The 23,632-nt window shown below is 56.6% G+C and carries 15 protein-coding genes; 4 read left to right on the top strand and 11 right to left on the bottom strand.

Features of this window, described 5'->3' with window-relative positions:
* Positions 1–173 precede the first annotated feature (173 nt).
* From QN359_RS16410 to QN359_RS16375, 8 genes are all read right to left on the bottom strand, one after another.
* A complete protein-coding gene (locus QN359_RS16410; RefSeq protein WP_322248627.1) occupies positions 174–590 on the bottom strand; it encodes a hypothetical protein in 417 nt (138 codons plus the stop codon).
* Complete coding sequence (locus QN359_RS16405; RefSeq protein WP_322248626.1) at positions 587–874, bottom strand: hypothetical protein; 288 nt, start codon at positions 872–874, stop codon at positions 587–589. Before QN359_RS16405 ends, QN359_RS16410 begins: the two co-directional genes overlap by 4 nt.
* 367 nt (positions 875–1,241) lie before the next feature.
* On the bottom strand, positions 1,242–1,538 hold the full coding sequence (locus tag QN359_RS16400; protein WP_322248625.1) for a BrnA antitoxin family protein: 297 nt from the start codon (positions 1,536–1,538) through the stop codon (positions 1,242–1,244).
* Positions 1,539–1,650: 112 nt separating this feature from the next.
* Positions 1,651–1,791, bottom strand: coding sequence for a hypothetical protein (locus QN359_RS16395; protein ID WP_323493597.1), 141 nt, complete (start codon positions 1,789–1,791; stop codon positions 1,651–1,653).
* A gap of 113 nt (positions 1,792–1,904) precedes the next feature.
* On the bottom strand, positions 1,905–2,321 hold the full coding sequence (locus tag QN359_RS16390) for a type II toxin-antitoxin system HicB family antitoxin (RefSeq protein WP_322248623.1): 417 nt from the start codon (positions 2,319–2,321) through the stop codon (positions 1,905–1,907).
* A 16-nt stretch (positions 2,322–2,337) separates the two neighbouring features.
* Positions 2,338–2,514: a type II toxin-antitoxin system HicA family toxin gene (locus QN359_RS16385; RefSeq protein WP_322248622.1), complete on the bottom strand. Its 177-nt coding sequence runs from the start codon at positions 2,512–2,514 to the stop codon at positions 2,338–2,340.
* 630 nt (positions 2,515–3,144) lie between these two features.
* Positions 3,145–20,049: an autotransporter-associated beta strand repeat-containing protein gene (locus QN359_RS16380; RefSeq protein ID WP_322248621.1), complete on the bottom strand. Its 16,905-nt coding sequence runs from the start codon at positions 20,047–20,049 to the stop codon at positions 3,145–3,147.
* Entirely contained in the window at positions 20,046–20,321 is a 276-nt protein-coding gene (locus tag QN359_RS16375) for a hypothetical protein (RefSeq protein WP_322248620.1), read from the bottom strand. The genes QN359_RS16380 and QN359_RS16375 overlap by 4 nt, the downstream gene beginning before the upstream one ends.
* Positions 20,322–20,481: 160 nt before the next feature.
* Here QN359_RS16375 and QN359_RS16370 point away from each other — a divergent pair, with 160 nt between their 5' ends.
* Together QN359_RS16370 and QN359_RS16365 are read left to right on the top strand one after the other, a co-directional pair.
* Positions 20,482–20,805, top strand: a complete 324-nt coding sequence (locus QN359_RS16370) for a hypothetical protein (RefSeq protein WP_322248619.1) — start codon at positions 20,482–20,484, stop codon at positions 20,803–20,805.
* 161 nt (positions 20,806–20,966) lie between these two features.
* Entirely contained in the window at positions 20,967–21,809 is an 843-nt protein-coding gene (locus tag QN359_RS16365; protein WP_322248617.1) for a pirin family protein, read from the top strand.
* A gap of 5 nt (positions 21,810–21,814) precedes the next feature.
* Here the strand turns inward: QN359_RS16365 and QN359_RS16360 are convergent, their stop codons facing one another.
* Both QN359_RS16360 and QN359_RS16355 read right to left on the bottom strand, forming a co-directional pair.
* Entirely contained in the window at positions 21,815–22,219 is a 405-nt protein-coding gene (locus QN359_RS16360; protein ID WP_322248616.1) for a DUF393 domain-containing protein, read from the bottom strand.
* A gap of 38 nt (positions 22,220–22,257) precedes the next feature.
* Complete coding sequence (locus QN359_RS16355) at positions 22,258–22,431, bottom strand: DUF2256 domain-containing protein (protein ID WP_322248615.1); 174 nt, start codon at positions 22,429–22,431, stop codon at positions 22,258–22,260.
* A 60-nt stretch (positions 22,432–22,491) separates the two neighbouring features.
* Here QN359_RS16355 and QN359_RS20090 point away from each other — a divergent pair, with 60 nt between their 5' ends.
* Entirely contained in the window at positions 22,492–22,710 is a 219-nt protein-coding gene (locus tag QN359_RS20090) for a helix-turn-helix transcriptional regulator (RefSeq protein WP_369124411.1), read from the top strand.
* Positions 22,703–22,996 carry a GIY-YIG nuclease family protein gene (locus QN359_RS16350; RefSeq protein ID WP_322248614.1) on the top strand — a complete coding sequence of 98 codons (294 nt, stop codon included), beginning with the start codon at positions 22,703–22,705 and terminating at the stop codon, positions 22,994–22,996. Before QN359_RS20090 ends, QN359_RS16350 begins: the two co-directional genes overlap by 8 nt.
* 422 nt (positions 22,997–23,418) lie before the next feature.
* Here the strand turns inward: QN359_RS16350 and QN359_RS16345 are convergent.
* Positions 23,419–23,632, bottom strand: a 214-nt coding sequence (locus QN359_RS16345; RefSeq protein ID WP_323493451.1) for a hypothetical protein, incomplete at its 5' end; no start/stop codon positions are given.

Genomic DNA, 23,632 nt, shown 5'->3' with positions numbered 1-23,632 from the left:
GCCAGATATGATCGTGTTTTCAGCGCTGAAAACGACACTGGGTTCCCGCCAAAAGCATGCGGGAATGACGAGGTTGCGGCACGCGGGAATGACGAGGTATACGGTGTTTCAGGTGTTAAAAAGCATCCATCAGGCTTTTGCGACGATCCATTAAGTTGTTTGATTGTCTGGACTTAGGGGGCCACTTTACCCGCACGATATGCGGCTTGGACAGCTGGCACCAAGGAGGGATGCAGAGTGCCAAGCTTGGGTATCTGGCCATGTGGCGCTGCGGGCGGTACAGAGAAGCAATCGGTGGTATAGGGCAGGTCGATGGCCTGCTTTACATCGAACTTGGTGTCGTAGCTTAGCCCAGCCGTTTCGTAAGCGGCAGGATTGCGTACACGCAATATCGAGAATTCGCCACTGTGAAGTGTCGTGGTGCGCTGGCTGGTGCCGTAAGCGACTTGGACGTGGAATTGCGGCGCATCATCGTCGAAAACCGCGAGGATCAGGGCTGGTCGCGGCTTCGGGCGCGGGTTGATGTTGTCCGGAAAGTGACACCAGACAATCTCTCCGGCGGTAGGCTCTGCCCACCATACGGGCGTCATGGGGTCTCAGTGTCAAACAGGCTGGAACGCACCGAACGCTTGCTGCCTTGTGGTACGCGTTTTTTGATTTGGCGCACTTGGGTAGCTGTTAGCGGGCCATCGTCGGCTTCGTACTGAGGTAGTAGCTTGACGGCGAGATCATGCAACGCCCTGTGGATTGTCTGGGTTTCATCGACGCCCAATTGCTCGGCTAAGCGCTTGGCTGTTTCGCGTGTAATACCGGTGGCGCTGTCGGTAGTGCGGTAGCGAAATGCTATCTGATTGGCAATGGTGCGTGTGGTCATGGAATTCTCTCTTCTTCAAGATATCTTTAAGATATCCAAATGTTCGTGGCTTGTCAAATATTTGAGTCGGAAAGGTCCGTAGACGGGCAAATTCCGTGTAGCGCACGCGGCGTGCCGCCGTCGGGCTCGCGGGCGTTGCCCCATGCATCGTGTCGAGTCATGGCCATGCGGCTTTGATTCCTGACGCCTCCGGCCGTCTCTTCGTTCCTGGCCTGCGCGCGGCGTGTACACCACCCCGCTTGCGCTTACGATGTGGCCGGCCATCGAGGACACATTGATTTGCCATAGCTAGTTTCCTTTTGCTGGCGGGTGATTGTTGAAGGATTGTTAATGCGCTCAGGGGTGCTTTATTTGTTTTTGTCGCTGCTCAGTGGGCGCTTGGATGCTCGGCGATGAACTGACGCAGTGCAGTGTCAATGCGAGTCTGCCAGCCTTCGCCAGCCGACTTGAAATGCTCGACGACCTCATGTGATAGCCGGATATTTATGCGTTCTTTCGGGAACTCAGCACGCGGGCGGCCACGAGGCTTGAGCATGTTTTTGGCGACTTGTTCACCAAAAATTGTTGGTAGCACCTCGCTGGCTGGACCTGCCTTGGCGAAATCCTCCGCCGTCCATTCAGGGTTTTCGTCTTCCACTAGTTCAGGGTTGGGCTTTTTGCTCATGCTGTTTCACCTCTCGGTTGTTCGCCTTGCGCAGGCTGATGACGTGTACCTTGCCAGCGCGAGGCGTGAACACTACGGCGTGGAGCCGGCCACCGATCAATCCAAGTACTCGCTACCGGCGCTCGCCATAGTCCTTGCGATCATCCTCTTTGATCACCGCTTCAGTCCAATCAAGCTGCCCAGCCAGCGAGAACGATAAGCCGCGCTCACGTTCGTTGCGTTCACTCTTGGCAGGGTCAAAGCTGATGTCCATATGATTTATTGTACTCACAAAAATCATGCCGTCAAGTGTTACTTGTATAGGTATGTGGCGGCCTTGATCTGCTGAATCCATCGCGGCCGATTTGCTGGTCAGCGCTGTCTGTCTCAGACAATCTGCACGTGGAGGCGCTTGCCGAGTACGTTTGCTGCAGCCTCGATTTGCTCCAACTTTGAAGCGTGCCTCAAGTCAAATAAACGATCAACTTGTGGCATATGCCAAGCCAAACGGCGGGCCAGTTCTGCCTTCTTGATCCCCTGATCGGTCATCGCCTGGTACACGCCCAACTTGGCGCATTCCAAGGCCGATGGACGTACGGTTTTTTGTCCGGTTGCCGGCTGACTGACGACCGGTAGCGGTTTGCGAGCATCGATATAGAAGGACAAGCCGGTTTCCAGCGCATCGATTGCGTTCAGCAGGGCTTCATCCTCGTCAGCACCGAAGGTGATGGCTTCGGGTACGTCGGCAAATGTGACCAGCAGGCTGCCATCATCGGGGGTCAAGGTCACGGGGTAGTCGAACATCATTTTCTCCTTCACTTCACAAGCCAAGCTGTCGTTTGATTGCGGCTTCCAGCCCCTTACCAAGCTCGGTGGTACCGTGCATGGGGAGGGAAGACTGCTTGCCGTTCAGAAACACCTTCAAATGTGAGCCTTTACCGGGCTGGAAAGTCGCGCCCTGTTGCTCTAGCCATTTCTTCATCTGCTTGGAGTTCATCCGGTGAAGCTTAACAGAAGTGTTGTGTTTGTCAAACGGAATGCAACACTTATGTTATTTTTCGCGTTGCCGTAGCGTCATGCCAGACATTCAAGAGCAAGAAACGTCCGCGAAAAACTCAACATGGTATTTTTCATTCCCCGAATTTTTTCATCAAAAATCTGACTAGGGTTTGAAACCCCGGCCTTCAGAGGCTGTCGCAAAAGGGTAGTGAGTCGGTATCATTACCCCAACTGGTGGCCACGTCATTCCTGCGCGCTTTTGGCAGGAACCCAGCGGCGTTCGTGCTTAACTGAAAATGCCAGAGATGATCGTGTTTTCAGCGCTGAAAACGACACTGGGTTCCCGCCAAAAGCATGCGGGAATGACGAGGCTGCGGCATGCGGGAATGACGAGGCTTCGGCATGCGGGAATGACGAGACTGTGGCATGCGGGAATGACGAGGCTGCAGCATGCGGGAATGACGAGGTATGCGGTGTTTCAGGTGTAAAAAGCGTCCATCAGGCTTTTGCGACAGCCTCTTTTGGCCGGTGAGCGACGAAGGAGCAACACGATGGGAGGGGGTGCAAGCCCCTTCCAGAGTCTTTTCCATCGTCGCTTGCGACGATCCATTAAGTTGTTTCAGGGCTGTTACCAACGCATTTGCAAACCGAAAGACACTTCGCTGGCATGCCGCACATGGCTTTGGCCGCCGACACCCAGTTCCTTGACATGGGCATACAAATTGGCGTTCGGGTTAAGTTGCAGTTGCACACCGGCACCCAGTTCCATCGAGGTGTAGCTGGTCGTGTTGTGGATGTCGGTTATGTTGCTGTCGCTGATGAAACGCGTTACGCCGGAACCTTGGTGACCCTTATAAAAGTTCATGCTCAGATCCGGTGTCAGCTTGCCGCCGGCAGTCTCGAAGTTGCCGATCAAATGCATACCGAGGCGTGCCGTGACACCACCATTTTCCAATTGCTGTACCGTGCTGCCAGAGATTTTCACATCATCGAAATTGAAGCGTTGGTAAATCAATTGCAATTCCGGTTGCCACTTCCAATTACTGCTCAAAGCGAAGGCTTGGCCGATTTCCAGCGAAGCGCTCAGGCTGCGCGCTTTGCCGCTATCGGGGGCACTGGCATTCGGCGTTGCTGTAAAGTCATACCGGCCGGCTTGCAGTATCAGATCGACATACTGCTCTGCCGGCGTGGTGTAAGTGGCATACGCACCGAGGAAATCCGCCCGCTGGGTATTGCTGCCGACGCCACCTTGGGTGCCACCGGCAAAGCCGCTGTCGCTGGCGCTGCCATCGAGACGGCCAGCGTATAAGCCGCTGCGTACCGAGTGGTTGGCATACAGATCAGTCCCGGCCTGGAAGCCGCTGATTTGCCCGCTGCTGGCGGCTTGCGCATCGCCCGCTTGGGCCAGACTGAAATTGCTGCTCAAGATACGTCCCCAGGCATGCAGCGATTCCTTGCTTTGATCGAGCGAGCGCAGCTGGGAACTGGCCGGGCCGTTGCGCAGATTGTAATTGCCCAACAGCGTCACGTCAGATTGCGACATTTGCGACGGCACGGCTGCCAACATCGGCACTTCCAAGCGGTAGGCAACGGTTGAACCGGAGCCGGAGCCCGAACCCGAACCCGAACCCGAGCCCGAGCCCGAGCCATTCGCAACCTGGCTACGCAAGTACCAATTCTCACCGGCACCGGTGGCGTCGCCAGCATACAAACGGTATTGGTAGGCACCGATATCGAGATGGGTATCTTTCGCTTTCACGCTTTGTGTCGAGACGGTGTTGCCGCTGCGGCTGACGGTGGCGCTGGAGCCGTCAAGCAGGAAGGCATCTTTCGATGTTTGTGCTGTCGTGGTCGCGCCATTTTGAGCCGAGATCAGTTTGATGCCGTCACCGGTGGTCAGGGTGCCGAGCGCGCTCGGGCCACCCAGATTGACCACCTGTATCCGAGTTTGCCCTCTGGCGCTGGCGTTCGGGCCACTCAGTACCAGCATATCCGTCACCGGCGTGGCCGCAAAATCGCTGGCCAGCCGCAGTACCCCACCGGTGCCGGTGTAAGCACCGGTGATGGTCAGGGCCGTGCCGGGTGCGGCACCGACCAGTGAAACGGTACCGCTGTTGCTCAGTGCAGACAAGCTTTGATTGTAGCCGGCCAGATTGAGGATGCCGCTGCCGGACACAGTGTGTGCCGACGCCGCACTCAAGCTGTTGATGGCACCAGCCTGCAAAGTACCGCCGGTAACGCTGGTTGGGCCGGTATAAGTATTGCTGCCGCTCAGCACTTGAATGCCGCTGCCAACTTTACTCAGACCCGTATTGCCATTGCCATCTTGTATAGCCCCAGCAAAATTGCCGTTCGCATTATTGCTGCCGGTAGTCAGCACCACGGCGCTGTTGCTGCTGCTATTGCTGATGGTGCCGCCAGTCCCTGCAAGCGTACCGATAGCTTGGTGGTTGCCGCACAAATCGAGCGTGCTGCCGCTCGCCATGCTGACGCTGGAACCCGTGCCCAAGGCATTGCTGGCGCAGGTTTGCAGGGTGCCGCCGGCGATCGTGGTGGCACCGCTGTAGGTATTGCTGGCGCTGAGGGTTTGCACACCGCTGCCGATCTTCGTGAGGGCCAGTGGGCTGCTGCCATCTTGCAAGATGCCGCCGAACACCGTCGAGCTGTTATCGCCACCGAGCGTCAAGGCTGCCGCCGCCGCACCGTTGTTGGTGACGGTGCCGCCCGTGCCAGCCAAGGAGGCGACGGCTTGGTCAAAGCCGCCCAGATCGAGAATCGCGCTGCTGCTGATGCGCATGGCCGAGTTGCCAGAGAAGGCATTCGCCACCGCCGCCGCCAGCGTACCACCACGCAGGGTGGTGAGGCCGCTGTAAGTGTTGTTGCCGCTTAAGGTTTGCGTGCCCGTGCCGGTTTTGTTCAAACCGGTGCTGCTCAAACCATCGACGATGTTGCCGGCAAAAGTAGTGCTGGCATTGTTGCCGCCGGTATTGAGCGTGGCCGCTACCGTGCCGTTATTGGTGACGCTACCGCCAGCCCCGGCCAAGCCGCCGATGGCTTGGTCAAAACCACCGAGATCGAGCGTGGCACCGCTGCTGATGCTGACGGCCGATTGCGTGCCGAAGGCATTCGCCGCGCCACCGGCCAAGGTGCCGCCAATCACGCTGGTGGCACCGCTGTAGGTATTGTTACCACTCAGAATTTGCGTGCCGCTGCCAGTTTTCGTCAAGCCGGTGCTGCTCGCCCCATCGCGGATGCTGCCGGCAAAATTGGTGTTAGCGTTATTGCCACCGGTACTCAGCACGGCTGCGGCGCTGCCGTTGTTGGTAATGGTGCCGGCCGGGCCAGACAGCGAAGCCACAGCTTGGTTGAAGCCGCCCAAATCGAGCGTCGCATCCATGCCGATAGTTAATGCTGATTTTTGACTGAGGGCATTGGCTGCGCCGGCTGCCAGGGTGCCGCCACTGAGGCTGGTGGCACCGCTGTAAGTGTTGCTGCCGCTGAGTGTTTGCGTGCCGCTGCCGGTCTTGGTCAAGGCCGTGCTGCTGACGCCATCCTGTATCGTGCCAGCAAACGTGCTGCTGCTATTGTCGCCGCCGGTAGACAGGGCCGCCGTGCTGGCACCGCTATTGGTAACGGTGCCGCCGCTGCCGGCCAAGGAACCGATGGCTTGGTTAAAGCCGCCCAAGTTCAGCGTGGCACCGCTGCCTACACTGACTGCCGAGTTGTTACCCAAGGCATTGACCACCCCGGCTGCCAGCGTGCCGCCAGTGACGGTGGTTGCGCCAGAGTAGGTGTTGGCACCAGACAGGGTTTGTGTGCCGCTGCCAACTTTGACCAAACCGGTAGCGGAAACGCCGTCTTCGAGTATACCGGCAAAGTTGCTGCTGGTATTGTTGCCACCCGTGCTCAGTACTGCGGCCGTTTTGCCATCATTGGTGACCGTGCCGTTGCCGGCCAGGGAACCGATGGCTTGGTTGAAACCGCCCAGGTCCAGCGTGCCATTGCTGGCGATGGTGAGCGCCGAGTTCTTGCCCAAGACATCCACCGCACCACCTGCCAACGTCCCGGCGTTGATCGTGGTGGCACCGGTGTAGGTATTCTTGCCCGACAAAGTTTGCGTGCCGTCGCCGTTTTTAGTTAAACCGGTCGTGGCCAAGCCATCGGTGATGTTGCCGCCGAAGCTAGTGGTCGCGTCGTTGCCACCGGTAGACAGAATCGCGGCCGTGCTACCGTTATTCGTGACCGTGCCACCGGTGCCAGACAGCGAGCCGACAGTTTGATTATGTCCGCCCAGATCGAGTGTGCCGGGGCTGCTGATGGTGAGGGCCGAATTATTGCCGAAGGCATTGTCGCTACCGCCGGCCAGCGTACCGTTGCTGATGTTGGTCGCGCCGGAGTAGCTGTTATTCCCCGACAATACCGTGGTGCCGCTGCCGATCTGGTTGACGGAACCCGTGCCGCTGATGGCATTGTTCACCGCCAAGCTGTCGCTGCGATCAAACGTCAGGCTGCCATTGTTATTGACGTTGCCAGTACCGAGCGTGCCGGTAGTGCCACCGCTGCCAACCTGCAAGTTACCGCTGTCGATATGCGTGCCACCCGAATAGGTATTGTCACCGTTCAATACCGTATTGCCACCGGCAGTGTTCGACACATTCACCGTCACGGGGCCAGGGCCAGGGTTATCAATGATTTTAGCATTGATGGTCAATACCGAGGTCGGGCTGGCATTGATCAAATTCAGGGCCGACGGGCCGCTGTTGCCAGCGGTAACGAAGCCTTCATTCGGAGTTTGCCCTATCGTCAGCGACTGGCCACTGGCACCGATGGCAATATTGCCATTGGCATTAGGCACATCGCCACCGACCACCAAGATATCGTTCGGTGAATTTTGGTTCATGGCGATCACGGCCGGGCCGCTGTCGGCAATCATCAACAGCGATTGTATCGTCGTGTTGGCACCGCCGAGCGAATTGGAGGGATTGCCGGGGGGGGTAGGCGGCGTGCCGTTGGCGATCACCACATCCGCATTTTTAGCTGGAATTTCAGGGATGATGGTGGTGCCGCTGGCAGGGTTGGTGTACACAGTTTGTTGCGCCGCGCTGAGTGCCACCACATAATTCACTCCGCCGATATTTTGAATCGAGGCGAAGGCATTGCCATTCCACAGCGAACCGTCGCCCAACTCGGTTTGTGCATCATTGAGGCCGGCACTGCTGCTGGTGATGAAGCGTGCGCCGCCGCCAATACCGGTGCCGCCGATGAAGTTGAGTGCGCCGGTGGTGGTGATGGCCCCAAGATTGAGGGCGATATTGCCGGCCCCATTTTGTACCAATTGCACGTCACCTGTGCCGCCATTGATGCCATTCAATGTTTGCACCACTCCACTCTGGCCGGTCGTCGCTTTGATTTCCAAGGTGCCGCCGTCGAGTAGCACACTCGAACTGCTGGAGAGGATGTTGCTGCTCGCTGCCGCTGGCGCAGAAAAATCGAGTAACAAAATACCACCGTTGATGGTAGTCAGGCCGCTGTAGGTATTGTTGGCCGAGAGTGTCAGCGTGCCGCTGCCGGTTTTCGTCAAGCCGGTGGCAGACTTGCCATCTTGAATCAAGCCGGCGAAAGCTGTGCTGGCGTTATTGGCACCGGTAGTTAAGCTCGCTGCGGCACTGCCGCTGTTGGTGACCGTGCCGGCGCTGCCGCTCAGCGAGCCTATGCTTTGATTGCTACCGAGTAAATCCAGGCTGGCACCGCTGCTGATCGTCAAGGCCGATTTTTCACTCAGGGCATTGGCTGCCCCAGTGGCCAGCGTACCACTGTTGATACTGGTGGCACCGCTGTAAGTGTTGCTGCCGCTCAGTGTTTGCGTGCCGCTGCCGACTTTAATCAGAGCGACGCTGCCGCTGCCATCGACGATACTGCCAGCAAAATTACCGCTGGCATTATTGCTGCCCACGCTCAGTACGGCAGCGTTACCTTGGTTGCTCACGGTGCCGGCACTACCCGACAAGGCAGCGATGGCTTGATTGAAACCACCGAGCTCGAGCTTCGTGCCGTCACTCAAGCCAACCGTCGAGGCTTGACTCAAGGCATTCGCTGCCGCCGCCGCCAAGGTGCCGCCGCTGACCAAGGTCGTGCCGCTGTACGTGCTGCTGCCAGAGAGTGTCAGTATGCCATCGCCGATCTTGGTGAGGGCAGTGCTGCTGATGCCGTCTTGTATCGTGCCGGCAAAGGTGCTGTTGCTATGATTGCTACCGCTGGTGAGAACGGCAGCGTTGGCACCGCTGTTGGTGACGGTGCCGCCAACACCCGCCAGCGAACCGATGCCTTGATCATAGCCGCGCAGATCGAGGCTCGCGCCGACGGCAAGGCGGAGCGCAGTCTTATTCCCCAGCACATTGCTGTCGCCAGCGGCGAGGGTGCCGCCGTTGATGCTGGTGCTGCCGCTATAGGTATTGATGCCCGACAGAGTTTGCGTACCCGTGCCAGTTTTGTTGATGCCGGTCGTGCCGGTACCATCTTCGATCATGCCGCCAAAGACACTGCTGGCGTTGCTGCCACCCATAGTCAAAACAGCCGCAGCACCATGGTTAGTTACCGTGCCGGCGCTGCCGGCCAAGGCCGCAACGCTTTGCTGGTAGCCACCAAGATCGAGCGTGGTACCGGCCGCCATCGCTACCGTCGAGTTGGCACTCAAGGCATTGGCCGCACCGGCCAGCAGGGTACCGCCGGCCAAGGTGGTGATACCGCTGTAGGTATTGATGCCAGACAAGGTTTGCGTGCCACTGCCAACTTTCGCCAAGCTCGTCGCCGCAGTGCCATCTTGGATGTTGCCGGCAAATGTCGTGCTGGCAGCGTTGCCACCGGCCGTCAAATTGGCCGCCTTACTGCCGCTGTTGGTCACCGTGCCGCCGACGCCAGCCAAGGCGGCGACGCTTTGATCAAAGCCGCCAAGGTCGAGTGTAGTGCCACCGCTGAGGCTGACGGCCGAGTTGTTGGAGAAGGCATTGGCAACACCGGCAGCGAGCGTGCCACCAGTGATGCTCGTGGCACCGCTGTAGGTATTGGCCGCCGCCAGGGTTTGCGTACCCGTACCGGTTTTGCTGAGGGCGATGCTGCCTATGTCATCGGCAATCACGCCGGCAAACACCGTACTGGCATTATTGCCGCCGGTCGTGAGCGTGCCTGCTTGGCTATTGCTGTTCGTTACAGCGCCAGCAATACCCGCCAGTGAACCGACGCTTTGATTGGTGCCGAGTAAATCAAGCCGTGCGCCGCTGTCCACCGTCAGTGCGGAGTTTTTACCCAGCACATTGGCAGCGCCGGCGGCCAAGACGCCGCTGCTGAGCGTGGTCGCGCCGCTATAGGTATTGGCACCAGACAAGGTCAAGGTGCCGGTGCCGGTTTTTGTCAGGCCCGTGCTGCTGGCCCCATCGACGATGTTACCGGCAAAGCGGCTGTCGGCATTATTACTGCCGGTGCGGAGAGCCGCCGCGCTGGCACCGCTGTTGGTCACCGTGCCGGCGCTGCCGATCAAGGCACCGACGGCTTGATTAAAACCACCGAGATCGAGCGTGGCGCCGCTGCTGATGCTGACGGCCGAATCGCTGCCGAAGGCATTGCTGGCCCCGCCAGCCAAAGTGCCGGCGCTGATCGTGGTGGCACCGGTATAGGTGTTGCTGGCCCCCAAAGTGGTCGTGCCGCTGCCGACTTGGTTCAGGGCACCGCTGCCGCTGATGCTGCCATTCACGCTCAAGGCATTGCTGCGGTTGAAAACCAGCTTGCTATTATTGGTGATCGCGCCGCTACCGAGCGTACCGCTGGTGGCAGCACTACCGCCGCTACCCACTTGCAAGGTGCCGGAATCGATATTTGTGCCGCCGCTGTAGCTATTGTTACCGGCCAGTATAGTGGTGCCGGCGGCAGTATTCGATACATTCAGTGCTACCGCACCGGCACCGGCGTTATCGACGATGGCGGAATTAACCGTCATCACCGCAGTTGGGCTGGCATTCGTCAGCGCTATACTCGAAGCACCGCTGCTGCCGGCGCTGAGCAAGCCTTCGTTGGCCGTTTGTCCTATCGTCAGCGATTGTGCCGCTTGGCCAATCGCAATCGTGCCATTCTGGCTGTTCGCGACATTGCTGCCAACCACCAGCGTGTCATTGGCCGAATTATGATTCATGGCAATTACGGCCGGGCCTGTATTCGACAACATCAACATCGATTGCAAGATCGTGGTCGGTGCCTCCAGATAATTCGGCATCACCGTGCCACTGCTGTTGGCAATCGTGACCAAGGCGTTTTGCGCTGGAATATTCGGCACCACAATCGTGCCATTGGCGGTATTGGTATAGATCACTTGTTGCGAGCCTACCAGTTGCACCACATAGTTCACGCCACCAAGCGTTTGTATCGACGCGAAGCTGTCACCATTCCACAGCGAGCCGCCAGCCAATTGGGTTTGTGCATTATTGATGCCGGCGCTGCTGCTGGTGATGAAGCGCGCACCGCTGGCCACACCGGTGGCACCGAGGAAGTTGATGCCGCCCTGGTTATTGAGTGCACCGAGGCTGACAGCGATGTCAGTCGCGCCATTTTGGATCAACTGCACGGCGCCGGAACCACCACTGGTGCTCTTGAAACCTTGCACTATGCCGCTTTGGCCAGTCGTTCCTTTCACTACCAAGGTGCCACCTTCAAGCACCAAATCCGACGAGGATGACAGGATATTGCTGGCCACCGCACCGGGTGCAGAATAATCGAGCAGCAAAGTGCCGGCATTGACGGTCGTTGCACCCGTGTAAGTGCTGCCACCACTGAGCGTTTGTGTGCCGCTGCCGTTTTTAGTCAAAGCGGTGGGCGCATTACCATCTTTGATCACACCGGCGAAGCTGGTGCTGGCATTGTTGCCACCCGTGCTCAAGGTCGCCGCGGTCTTGGCGCTATTAGTCACCGTACCGCCGCTGCCAGACAGCGAGGCAATGGTTTGATCGAAGCCACCCAGTTCCAGCGCTCCGTTTGTATTGATGGTCAAGGCTGATTTGCTGGAGAGAGCATTGGCCGCCGCCGCAGCCAATGTGCCGCCGTTGATCGTGGTGGCACCGCTGTAAGTGTTTTCGCCGCTCAGCGTTTGTGTACCGACACCGATTTTTGTCACAGCCGTAGTGGCTGCACCATCAACAATCTTACCGGCAAAATTCGTGCTGCCATCTTTGCCACCGGTAGTCAGGGTGGCATTGGCGCTGCCGCTGTTGGTAACGGTACTGGTCGCGGTGCCGCCATCAAGCGAACCGATCGCTTGGTCATAGCCATGCAAATCGAGGCTGGCATCGGCCGCGATACTGACGGCCGAGTTATTGCCTAAGCTATTGATCGCCCCAGCTGCCAAAGTACCGCCACTGATCGTGGTCGCGCCGCTGTAGGTGTTGGCACCGGACAAGGTTAAGCTGCCGCTGCCGGTTTTGGTGATACCGCTCGCACTGGCACCATCTTGGATAATGCCGCCGAAGCTGCTGCTGGTATTGCTGCTGCCGGTAACGATCGCCGCACTGGTTTCACCGCTGTTGGTAATCGTGCCGCCGGTGCCCGAGAGCGAACCGACAGCTTGGTTATAGCCGCCCAGATCAAGCGTCGCCCCGCTGGCAATACTGAGTGCCGAGTTAGTCCCTATCACATTGGCCGCATCGGCCGCCAAAATACCAGCAAGAATTTTAGTACTGCCGCTGTAGCTATTGGGCGTACCAAGAATTTGCTTGCCGCTGCCGACTTTGGCCAGCGCGGTGGCAGAAGTGCCATCGATGATATCGCCGCCAAAGCTCCCGTCGGCATTGCCACCACCCAAGGTCAGCAAAGCAACTTGGGTGCCGGAATTGGTGACCGTACCAACGTTGCCATTCAAAGCACCGATGCTTTGATCAAAACCGGCCAGATCGAGACTGGCCTGGCTGCCGCCCATGGTGACTGCCGAGTTGCGCCCGAAGGCATTGACGGCACCAGCCGTCAGCGTGCCATCGTTGACCTTGGTGGCACCGGTGTAGGTGTTGCTGTTGCTTAAAATTTGTACCCCATCCCCAGTCTTAGTCAACCCAGTGCTGGCAGCGCCATCTTGGATCATACCGGCAAAGCTGCTGCTCGTATTATTGCCACCAGTACTGAGGGTGGCAGCCGCACTGCCGGAATTGGTGACCGTACCGACGCCGGCCAGAGCACCGATGCTTTGGTTGAAGCCGCCCAGATCAAGGCTGGCACCGCTGCTGATGCTCACCGCCGATTTATCCGACCATGCATTGGCAGCGCCGCCAGCCAAAATACCGCCACTGATCGTGGTCGCACCGGTGTAGGTATTGGTGCCAGACAGCGTTTGTGTACCCGTACCGGTTTTGGTCAGCGCCGTGGTACTGACACCATCCTGAATATTCCCGCCGAAATTGCTGTTGGCATTTTTGCCGCCCGTTGTCATGGTCGCGTTCGCTTCGCCACTGTTAGTCACCGTGCCAGCGGTACCGGCCAGTGAGCCGAGCGCTTGATCATAGCCACCCAAATCGAGGGTCGTAGCGCTGCTCAAACTGACGGCCGAATTCACACCAAAGGCATTCACCGCCGCTGCCGCCAAAGTGCCGCCGCTGATCGTCGTGGCACCGGTATACGTATTGCTGGCACCCAGGGTTTGCTTGCCGCTGCCGGTTTTTGTCAGGGCCGTAGCGGCCGTACCATCTTTGATCAAGCCAGAAAAACTGCTGCTGGCATTATTGCCGCCGGTTATCAGCGCCGCGGCTGCCGCACCGTTATTGGTCACCGTGCCGGCCGTACCAGCCAGCGAACCGATGGCTTGATTAAAACCACCGAGATCGAGGATGGCGCTGCTGCTGGCTATGCTGACGGCAGAATTATTGCCGAAGGCATTCGCCGCCCCCGCCACCAAGCTACCTTCGCTGAGTGTGGTGGCACCGGTGTAGCTATTGCTGCCAGACAGAGTTTGCGTGCCAGTGCCGATTTTCGTCAGCGCCGTGGCGCTGCTGCCATCGACAATGTTACCGGCAAAATTGCTATTGGCATTATGCGCACCGGTAATCAGCGCCGCTGCTACCGCACCATTATTCGTCACCTTACCGCCAGCCCCAGCCAGCGAACCGACCCCTTGATCAAAACCGCCCAAATCGAGCGTCGCACCGCTGCTGATGCTGACGTCCGAGTTATTGCCGTAGGCATTCGCTGTGCCACCGACCAGCGTACCGCCGTTGACCGTGGTGGCACCGGTGTAAGTATTATTGGCGTTGAGCGTCAAGCTACCGCTGCCGAGTTTATTCAAGCCGGTGGTATCGTTACCATCTTGTATGATGCCAGCAAAACTGCTGCTGCTATTATTGGCACCAGTACTGAGGATAGCCGGGGCGGCACCACTGTTACTGACCGTGCCGCCGCTGCCAGACAAAGCCCCGATAGCCTGGTTGAAACCACCGAGATCGAGCATGGCACCGCTGCCAACGCTGACGGCAGAATTCGTGCCGAAGGCATTCGCTGCGCCACCGACCAGCGTGCCACCGTTGACCGTGGTGGCACCGGTATAGCTATTGGCGGCGGCCAGAGTCAAAGTACCATCGCCGACTTTCGTCAAGGCAGTGGCAGACGCGCCATCTTGGATGGTGCCGGCAAAGCTGGTGCTGGTATTGTCGCCACCAGCCGTCAAGGCCGCCGCCGTAGCACCGCTGTTGGTAAGCGTGCCGCCCGTACCGGCCAAAGAACCGACGGTTTGGTTAAAGCCGGCTAAATCGAGCTTGGCACCCGTGCTGATGCTCAAGGCCGAGTTCGTGCCCAAGGCATTGGCCACCCCAGCCGTGAGTGTGCCGGCGCTGATCTTGGTGGCACCGGTATAGGTGTTATTCCCGCTCAAAGTCGTGTTGCCACTGCCGCTCTGCATGAGGCTGCCAAGTCCGCTGATATTATTGCTTACAGTCATGGCATTGCTGCGATTGAAGCTCACCGTGCCGCCGTTGCCAACGTCGCCGCTACCCAAGCTGCCAGTGGTGCCACCGCTACCGATTTGCAAGATGCCGCCATCGATCACGGTGCCACCAGTGTAAGTATTATTGCCACCCAAGATAGTCATGCCATTGGCCGCATTCGATACACTCAGCGCCACCGCTCCGGCACCGGCATTGTCGGCGATGCGTGAATTGACCGTTAATACCGAAGTCGGGCTGGCATTGAGTAAGTTGACGGTGGAAGCGCCGGCGTTACCGGCCGTGAGCGTGCCCTCATTCGCCGTTTGCCCTACCGTTAAGGATTGCGCCGCCTCGGCGAGAGCAATACTGCCATCGAGGCTATTGGCGACATTACTGCCAAGCACCAAGGTATCGTTGGGCGTATTGTGGTTCATGGCGATGGTGGCCGCACCGGTGCTGGAATCCATTAACAGCGATTGCAGAGTCGTTGTACTGGCAGCCAAATAGTTAGGCATGACGACACCGCTGCTATTCTTGATCGTGACGATGGCATTTTGTGCCGCAATATTCGGCACGGCGATGCTACCGTTAGCCGTATTGGTAAAGATGTTTTGTTGCGGTGTCGTCAGTGCCACCACATAATTGATGCCACCCGAAGTTTGAATAGACGCAAAGCTGTCGCCATTCCACAGCGAGCCGCCGGCCAACTGGGTTTGTCCATTGTTGGCACCGGCACTGCTGCTGGTAATGAAGCGCGCGCCGCTGGCCACGCCGGTAGCGCCGAGGAAATTCAGGCCGCCTTTGCTGGTGATGATGCCGATATTGACATCAATGTCGGTGGCCCCATTTTGTATCAACTGCACCGCACCGGCAGCGCCGTTAAGGCTTTGGAATGATTGCACCAAGCCATTTTGACCAGTCCTGCCTTTCACCGCCAAGGTACCGCCACCAAGTGATAATTTCGAGCTGGCGGCAATGATATTACTGGCCACGGCACCGGGTGCCGAATAGTCGAGCAACAAGGTGCCGCCATTCACCGTGGTCGAGCCGCTGTAGGTATTGGCATTTGTCAGAGTTTGGGTGCCGGTACCGGTCTTGAGCAAGCCAGTAGCCGACACGCCATCCTGAATGATGCCGCCAAAGCTGGTGTTGCTGTTGTCGCTACCGGTAAACAGACGCGCCGACCTGGCCCCGCTGTTGGTCACCGTGCCGGCTGTGCCTGACAGGGAAGCGATGTTTTGATTGAAGCCAACCAAGTCCAAAGTGCTACCGCTGGCCATGCTCAGTGCCGAATTGGCCGACAGGGCATTCACGGCACCGGCTGCCAAGGTGCCGCCGCTCAAGGTGGTGGCACCGCTGTAGGTATTGATGCCGGCCATGGTTTGCGTGCCGCTGCCAGACTTGGTCAAGGCAGTTTTAGCGCTGCCATCCTGTATCGCGCCGGCGAAACTGGCACTGGTATTATCGCCGCCAGTATTGAGCGTCGCCGCCGCCGTGCCCTTGTTGGTAACGATGCCACCGGCCCCCGCCAAGCTGCCTACGGTTTGGTTGAAGCCATGCAAATCGATCGTGGTATCGATGGCCATGTTGACGGCCGAATTATTGCCGAAGGCATTCACCACACCGGCCGAAAAGCTGCCGTCTTTGAGCGTGGTTGCACCGGTATAGGTATTGACGCCACCGAGTCGGGTGTCGCCGCTGCCGCTGTGGGTCAGGGTGCCGCTGCCGGAAATCGGGTTGTTAAAAATGCTGTCGTCGCTGCGGCTCAAGATTAAGGTGCCGTTATTGACGACAGCACCTTTGTCACCTAGCGTCCCACTGGTGCCGCCATTGCCGACTTGCAGCGTGCCTGCCGTGATCGTGGTCGTGCCGGCAGTGCTAACAGTGCCGTTAGCGTAAGTATTATTGCCACTGAGAATAAGCGTTCCAGTACCAACTTTGTTAACAGAAAAGATTGATCGTCCACCGGTAATGGTGCCAGCGTAAGCGGTGTTGGTGTTGTCGCCGCCGATGGTCAGCACAGACGGGCTATTGAAGGCGTCGCTGTGCACGACACCACCAGTGCCGGCCAGAGAACCAAGACTTTGATTCGTGCCGAACAATTCAATGGTCGCGCCGCTGCTAAGGGTGAACGCCGAATTTTTACCAAGAACATTGCTTACCCCTGCTTGTAAGATCCCACTGAGGACGTTGGTCGGGCCGGTAAAGTCGTTATTGCTGTTACCTATATAAATCGTGCCCGCGCCGTTCTGTGTCATGCTGCCGCTGCCGGTGATCAGCTGACTAAGGGTAATATAATTGGGATTTTTGAAAACCAGTGCGCTGTTATTGATGATGGTGCCAGTACCAATTGTGGCAGATCCATTCGGCACGTTAGCGCCTATTTGCAGTGTTCCTGAGGTGATTGTGGTCGGTCCACTGTATTGGTTATCAGAGCCGAGTATCAGTGTGCCGCTGCCGATCTTGGTCAGCGCCAGCCCGCTCCCTCCATCCTGGATGTGGCCGTTAAACAACGTGGAAGTATTGTTGCTTCCCGTTATCAGTGTTGCCGCCGTATTGGTATTGACATAGCCGCTGCCTTCGAGCGAGCCTATGCTTTGATTCTTGCCATTCAAATACAACGTCCCCAACACGGTAACGGCTGAATTGGTGCCGAGAACGTTGTCGGCACCGGCAACGAGGGCGGTCTCGACAGTGGTGGTGCCGGTATAGGTGTTGGCACCGGTAAGAGTAGTGGTGCCGCCGGTTTTCTGTATCAGGTTGCCGGTACCGATGATCGCATTGCTGAGCGTAAACGCGTCGCCGCGGGCAATCGTCAGTGTGCCATTGTTGATAATCGGGCCGGTATTGGTTCCGAGACTGCCGGTGTAGCTGCCCGTACCTATTTGCAAGGTACCCGCCGCAATCGTGGTGCTGCCGCTGTAAGTATTGGCACCGCTCAAAATTTGCGTGCCACTACCGGTTTTCACCAAGGACACAGGCGCAGCAATATCTTTAATGATGCCGGCAAAAGTACTCGAACTGTTGTCGCCGCCGGTGGTCAGCGTCGCAGCCTTGGCAACCGTCGTGCCGACCGTGCCAGCCCCCGACAAAGAACCGATGGCCTGATCCTTGCCACCCAAATCGAGCAAGGTGTTATTCGTCAAGCTGACGGCAGAATTGACACCGAAAGCATTCGCCACGGCCGCCTTGAGCACGCCGCCACTGATGGTCGTGGCACCGGTATAGGTATTGACGCCAGCCAAGGTCATCGTGCCGCCGCCAGCCTTGGTCAGCGACAAACTGGTCTTGCTACCATTGGCAGGGTTGCTGCCATCAATCATCGTGCCACCGAAGCTGCTGTCATTGTTATCACCGCCGGTGGTCAACACGGCATTATTGGCACCGTTATTGGTGATAATGCCCAGACTGCCCGACAAGGCGGCCAGGGTTTGATTGAAACCACCAAGATCGAGGATGGCCGAGGGCGATAAAAACTGTATCGCTGAAGTCGGGCTGAAAGCATTGGCAATGCCGGCGCGTATGCTGCCGTTGCTGATGATGGTATTGCCGGTATAAGTATTGTTACCATTCATGATCAGCGCACCGCTGCCATTTTGATTCAGCGAGCCGGAACCACTGATGGTGCCGGTCAGGTTGACCGTGTCGCTGCGCTTTAAAACCAGATTGGCATAGTTGAGGACATTGCCGCTGCCGAGGCTGCCAGTGGTGCCGCCGTTGCCGACTTGCACGGTGCCGACATTGCTGGCCCCGACCATGCTGCTGCCGCCGATAATGGTGCCGCCCGTGTAAGTGTTATCGCCGGCCAGTATCGTCGTGCCGTTGGCGAGGTTGGCAATGCCGACAGAAACCGGGCCGCTCGCATTTTTAATCGCGGCATTGATCGTCATCGTTGCCGTGGGGCTGGCATTGATCAGATTGAGGATTCCGCCGCTGCCTGCGCCGGCCGTCAGCACACCTTGATTCGGCGTTTGGCCGATAGTCAGCGATTGTCCTGTCGTGGTAATGGCAATGGCACCGTTTTGGCTGTACCCGGTGTTACTAGCGCCTACGGACAGTGTGTCGTTGGCCGAATTCGTGTTGAGGGCGATCACGGTGGGCGCGGTCGTGGCACTGCTGAGTATCGATTGGACGAAGGCCGATGCGGCACCAAGGATGACCGGGCCACCGGCACCGGTGGGATTTTGCAGATTAATGATGACATTTTGCCCCGGCTTACTCGGTATCGCACCGGCACCGGCGCTGCCGCCTGGTGTCACCAGTGTTTGAGCTGCAGCAAGAGGGACGACATAATTTGCGATACCCAATTTTTGAATGGATGCAAAATTACTGCCATTCCATAAAGCGCCACCTGCGAGTTGAGTCTGGCCATCGTTGGCACCGGCACTGCTGAGTGTGACAATGCGCGCACCAGGGGTCGTGCCCGTCGCTCCGACAAAATTCGTGATGACGTTTGGAAGCAAACTCTGAATAAAGACATTCATGTTGGCGCTGGGGTTGGCGATGAGCTGAAATGTGCCACCGTAACCACTCTCTGTCACCATGGATTGAAAACTCTGTGCGCTGCTGCCATTAAGCACTTCGAGAGGGCCTCCCTTCACAATAAAGGAAGAGCCGACATTATCCATGAAGAATCCGGTACCCCAAGTAGTCATATCGCTTCTCACTCCTTTCGGAGCGGTAAAATCGAACAGAATATTGCCGTTTTTAAGAAAGAATTGGTTGCCAGGGTAACCATATACCTGAGAAATCGAACTCAAGTTCATGGTAAGGGTACCGCTGCCGGCTTGGACCAGGTTGCCGCCTACTAAGAGTCTGTCCATCGTCACATCATTACTATGATTGAAGATCAGTGTGCCACGATTAAGAATGACGCTGCCGCCGCCGCCGCCGCCAAGGGCGTTTCTGGACACGTCACCGAGCGTCCCGGTCGTGCCGCCATTGCCAATCTGCAAGGTGCCGCTTTTAATTTGAACCGGTCCTGCGAAAGTATTGGTAGCGGTCAAGGTCAACGTGCCATTGTTCCGCATATCCACGTTAAGCCCGGCGAGGCCGGTGCCGTTGTTGCTGCTGCTGGTGCCGGTGCCGCTGAGTTCACTGCTGATGGTGAGGTTGCCTGAATTGGAAATAATGCTGCTACTGTCTCCGCCTACATTTTGTAACTGTAACTGCCCGCCGGTGATGAGAGTGGGATAGGGTGCTGTGAGAGTCAAATTTTTTAATTTGATCGTGCCGGTTACCGTGATGGTCTTGCCTAATGAACCCGCGAGCCCGGGAAAATTGGCATCATAGCCGACGCCATTGTTAGCCGTATTATCCCAAGGCACCAACGTGGTACCGCTGAGCCAAATCGGTGTCGTGGTATCCCAAGGCCCGCCGCGCGTAGTCCAATTAACGGTGATCGACGTAGCCGGTGCACTGATAAACAGTAAAGCTAATAGCCCCACACTGCGTAGCTGTAAATTGGCCAGGCGCGGTGTCTTCAGGCTGCGCACCGTGCGCCGGCCCTTGCCTTGCGATTTACAATTTTCAGCCACCGCCACCAAGGATGCAGTGAGTTTGTTCCAGATTAAGCGAAAGATGTGGTTCATGATTTTTCCAGTTCGGTGGCGGAGTGGTCGTTATCGGAGAGAGTGCAAGCCGGGCAGTATTGCGGCTTCAAGAGCAGAGGAAGTTTGCTGGAAAAGCGCTGCTGTTTTGCGCCCTCAAGCAGCATGGCAAGCGGCTCGGCGTAGTAGCGTTTTTTCGCTGCATCAGCGTGGTGGAATGGGCCAGGTTTCATAAGTGCTTTCGCGTCCTTGCGCAAATTTTTTGAATCATTCTTGACGGAAATTTCTGCTTGGAAAAGAGACGAAAATCTCACTACTTTTTACTCAAGCTTGTTTGTATTAAAGATGCAACTTGTTAAAAATTCAAGGTAAATGTGCAAGCTATTATTTTTTTTCTCAAGCAAATTCCAGCTGAAAATAAATTTTTCCAAACACGAATTCGGCAAGAAAATATTTTGTTTTTATTGAGAAATCATGCCCTTAGTAAATGCCGTAATTAGTCTGCGTTCTGGCAGGCATTTTTTTGGTGCGAGCAAAATGCAATCGATTTGTCATTTTTTTGTAAATCTATCCCCAGCAAGGCTTTCCAAGCATTTTTTAATTTTTGTTAAGCTATTTTGTGAATTTAATTCAAGTAAACAACGCGCAGAAAACGGCGACTTTCCGGTGCGAAATAATGCTGAAAAAAAAGCTGAATCGAAATTAATTCAGTTGCGAAACATTTCTGAAATCCATGTTTTTTTATTTCACGCCCACGCGCATGGATGTAAAAACAACGTTCTCTCTGATCGCGCCTGAAAAAGATTTCTCCCAAAAAATACTGCGCAAAAATATGCGCAAAAAAAGGCGCGCTTGAGCAGATTGTTTTGTGCGATTTCAATGCCTGAACTATATTAAAAAAAGCGCAAGAAAAAGCCGCGCTCAGGCATCGATTTGCAGTACCACCTGGGGAAGAAAAAATGAGCGAAGAGAAACCCCTTACTGCGCGCTATCGCGGCAGTAAACATGGCCCGATTACGCGCCTGATTGATCCGGCTACACTCGGTGAGCAACTGAAGCCATTTATCTTTTTGGATTTTTTTAATGCGCCGGTGCAGCGAGGTTTCAGCTTTGGCATGCACCCGCATTCCGGTATCGCCACCCTGACCTGGCAACCCGATTCGGATATCGCCTACCAAGACAGCATCGGTCAATCTGGGGTATTGCCAGCCGGCGGCCTCGAATGCTTGCAAGCCGGTGGTGGGGTTTGGCATCAAGCTAAGTTTGAAACCGACGGCTGGGCCAGCGGTTTTCAATTATGGGTGGCGCTGCCGCCTGAGGCCGAAGAAGCGGCGGCCTTGGCACAGTATGTTGCACCGCATCAGGTGCCAGTGGCACAAGTGCCGGGCGGCGAGCTGCGCTTACTCTCAGGCCAGATAAGCTTGCCGAGCCAGCGCTTACGTAGCGTTATTGATACTCAGCAAGATATGAATTATTTGGTCTTAAACCTGCAGCCGCGCGCCAGTTGGCGCTATGACGTGCCGGCCCAGCACGATGTCTGCTGGGCTTTTCCGTTTGCCGGCAATATCTTGCTCGATGGGGTAGCGGAATCTTTGGAATTACTCAGTTTTGGTGCCGGCCAAAGCGTCAACTTCCAAGCTGGCGCTGCCGGCGCTCGTATCGTCTTCGGCTCGGCCAAACGGCATAGCCATGATTTAGTGATAGGCAATGGCTCGGTGCATACGAATGCCATGTCTTTGGCTGCCAGTCATCAGCGCATCAGAGAAATCGGTAAATTACTGTTGCAACAAGGGCGACGCTGAAGTACTCAGCGTGTTTGGCGACGTTCTGCACGTGCGGCCAATTTTTGCAACTGCGGCCGGAAGCGCAAAAAAAACCGGTAGCCACGTTCCATCAACCACAGCATGCCGGGCCAGCGCGCCAGCCGCGCCAGCCAGCGCCAGCCGGGCAGGGTGGCCCACAGCAAGACGAAGGCTGCCGCGCCGCTGTGCAATACGCCATCGGCGCTGCGTACATGAAAACGCTGCAGTAATTGTTGGCGCGTGGTGCCGGGTGGCAGCGCCGTGTCAGCCGCGCTGATATCGGCAAAACACAGGCTTTCACGCGCTTCCATGCCTTGGTACATGGCAATTTCACGCTTGCATAAAGGGCAGGCGCCGTCGTATAAAACCGTCAGGGCCGGTACCGCCGTGTCGTCAGTCGGAGTGTGCATGGATTTTGCTTTTCTATCGGTGTCAGTGAGGCCCGAACTCATGGCTGGGCTGGCTTGTTGCGGCGGCATGCTTGCGAGCAATATTTCACTTCGGCCCAATTCTTGGCCCAACTGCGTCGCCAAGTCATCGTCAAACCACAGCTGACACAAGGCTTGCTCGGTAAACTGGATTTGTTGCCGCGGTGCTCGGAGTGGCTGTCTGCTTTCTTCATAGCAAGATGGTACACCAGATGGCTGAATTCGGTTTACAGTCAGCTTGAAGGTGCAATAAATTGCTCAATTCGTTAAACATAGCCCAAAAAATCGCGGATGCCCGCAAACAGATGAAAATAACGCAAGATCAACTTGTTCAATCTGCTCGCGTTTCTCGGCGAACAATTATTACAATAGAGGCTGGAGAAGCCGATATCAGATTTTCACGATTGACGAGAATTTTGTTGGCACTGGGTTTGCATTCCTACGCGCTTTTTTCGTATTTTAGCCATGACTAAATATTCTTACGTGTACCTGCTAGCCAGCCATCGAAACGGTAGCTTGTATGTGGGTGTAACAAGCGATTTGTTGAAGCGTGTGTACGAGCACAAGAATAAATTTGTCGATGGGTTTTCTAAGCAACACAATATTGATAAGCTGGTCTGGTTTGAGCAGCACGAATCGATTGAGTCAGCCATTCTTCGCGAAAAACAAATCAAAAAATGGAAGCGGGCATGGAAGATTCGGAAAATCGAAACGACTAATCCCTATTGGAATGATTTGTACTTCGCATTGAAAGCGTAACGACACCAACATTCTCACATGCCGCAGCCTCGTCATTCCCGCATGCCGCAGCCTCGTTATTTCCGCATGCCGCAGCCTCGTCATTCCCGCATGCCGCAACCTCGTCATTCCCGCATGCCTTTGGCGGGAACCCAGTGTCGTTTTCAGCGCTGCAAATGCCATGCTTTCTGGCATTCGCAGTTAGGCACGAACGCCACGGGGTTCCTGCCAAAAGCGCGCAGGAATGACGAGTTTGCCGGTTGGGATAGTGATGCTGATTGCAAACCCTTTAGCGACATTCCCGCATGTCGCAGTCTCATTATTTCCGCATGCCGTAGCCTCGTCATTCCCGCATGCCGTAGCCTCGTCATTCCCGCATGCCTTTGGCGGGAACCCAGTGTCGTTTTCAGCGCTGCGAATGCCATGATTTCTGGCATTTGCAGTTAAGCACGAACGCCGCGGGGTTCCTGCCAAAAGCGCGCAGGAATGACGAGTTTGCCGGTTGGGGTAGTGATGCTGATTGCAAACCCTTTAGCGACATTCCCGCATGCCGTAGCCTCGTTATTTTCGCATGCCGCAACCTCGTCATTCCCGCATGCCTTTGGCGGGAACCCAGTGTCGTTTTCAGCGCTGCGAATGCCATGATTTCTGGCATTT

The sequence above is a fragment of the Undibacterium sp. 5I2 genome, from assembly GCF_035019605.1.
Classification (GTDB): Bacteria; Pseudomonadota; Gammaproteobacteria; order Burkholderiales; family Burkholderiaceae_D; genus Undibacterium.
Note: the sequence above shows the minus strand (reverse complement) of the source record. Positions and strands in the feature narration are given on the sequence as shown.

Bases quoted from the DNA above. Each gene is read 5' to 3' on its own strand.
- QN359_RS16400 (WP_322248625.1), bottom strand. From the start codon at position 1,538: ATGAGCAAAAAGCCCAACCCTGAACTAGTGGAAGACGAAAACCCTGAA.
- QN359_RS16395 (WP_323493597.1), bottom strand. From the start codon at position 1,791: ATGGACATCAGCTTTGACCCTGCCAAGAGTGAACGCAACGAACGTGAG.
- QN359_RS16405 (WP_322248626.1), bottom strand. From the start codon at position 874: ATGACCACACGCACCATTGCCAATCAGATAGCATTTCGCTACCGCACT.
- QN359_RS16370 (WP_322248619.1), top strand. From the start codon at position 20,482: ATGCCCTTAGTAAATGCCGTAATTAGTCTGCGTTCTGGCAGGCATTTT.
- QN359_RS16380 (WP_322248621.1), bottom strand. From the start codon at position 20,049: ATGAACCACATCTTTCGCTTAATCTGGAACAAACTCACTGCATCCTTG.
- QN359_RS16410 (WP_322248627.1), bottom strand. From the start codon at position 590: ATGACGCCCGTATGGTGGGCAGAGCCTACCGCCGGAGAGATTGTCTGG.
- QN359_RS16360 (WP_322248616.1), bottom strand. From the start codon at position 22,219: ATGCACACTCCGACTGACGACACGGCGGTACCGGCCCTGACGGTTTTA.
- QN359_RS16390 (WP_322248623.1), bottom strand. From the start codon at position 2,321: ATGTTCGACTACCCCGTGACCTTGACCCCCGATGATGGCAGCCTGCTG.
- QN359_RS16385 (WP_322248622.1), bottom strand. From the start codon at position 2,514: ATGAACTCCAAGCAGATGAAGAAATGGCTAGAGCAACAGGGCGCGACT.
- QN359_RS16350 (WP_322248614.1), top strand. From the start codon at position 22,703: ATGACTAAATATTCTTACGTGTACCTGCTAGCCAGCCATCGAAACGGT.
- QN359_RS16355 (WP_322248615.1), bottom strand. From the start codon at position 22,431: ATGAAGAAAGCAGACAGCCACTCCGAGCACCGCGGCAACAAATCCAGT.
- QN359_RS16365 (WP_322248617.1), top strand. From the start codon at position 20,967: ATGAGCGAAGAGAAACCCCTTACTGCGCGCTATCGCGGCAGTAAACAT.